Here is a 775-nt window from a genome sequence, read left to right as displayed (position 1 = left end):
CAAAGATTCACTTTATTTAATATTCCCCAAATATTAGCATGATCAAAGCCAAGGAAAGGAAGGAGGATGAGGTGGGGAGGAGGTTTGGAGCACCGCAACAGTGGTAGGTCGCTTGTGGGGAAGTCTCCAAGACCTTAGGAGGGAAGATTGGAAGGAGCTGGGGAGCAGGTGGCACCTCAGGACCTTTGGGTCTAACACTCATTCCTGTTGAAGCTCTTGACGACGGGTGAGGATGATGTCTTATGAACAACCTCACAGGTATAGAGGTTATGACTTTCATAGTCAGCCTTGGTCAACGAGAGGGTGCTGCTCATGCTGTACGTGCTGTCTTTGCTGTCCTGATCAGTAACACTGTCCAGGACACCATCTCGTCGTTCAGTGCCATCAATCTTCCACTTGACACTGATGTCTCTGGGATAGAAGTTGTTCATGAGGCACACGACTGAGGCACCTCCAGTTGCTAACTGTTCCGTGGATGGTGGGAAGATAGATACAGTTGGTGCAGCATCAGCCCGTTTCAGTTCCAGCTTGGTCCCAGCTCCAAACGTGTACCCGTTGTTATACTGATAGCAGAAATATGTGGCAACATCTTCAGGCTGCAGGCTGCTGATGGTGAGTGTGTAATCTGTACCAGATCCACTGCCACTGAACCTTGATGGGATGCCCGTTTGCAAACTGTTTGTATTATATATCAGGAGTTTGGGAGCTTCTCCAAGCTTTTGTTGGTACCAGGCTAAGTAATTGTTAATATTCTGACTTCCTTTGCAGCTAAGAG

General features: G+C 48.0%; 1 protein-coding gene. It reads right to left on the bottom strand.

Features of this window, described 5'->3' with window-relative positions; translation table 11 throughout:
* Positions 1-191: 191 nt before the first annotated feature.
* A partial coding sequence (locus tag R7E38_RS22870) for a hypothetical protein (protein WP_318082138.1) occupies positions 192-775 on the bottom strand: 584 nt, incomplete at its 5' end.

This window comes from Vibrio sp. Vb2131 (assembly GCF_033338535.1).
GTDB classification, from domain to species: Bacteria; Pseudomonadota; Gammaproteobacteria; order Enterobacterales; family Vibrionaceae; genus Vibrio; species Vibrio alginolyticus.
Note: the sequence above shows the minus strand (reverse complement) of the source record. Positions and strands in the feature narration are given on the sequence as shown.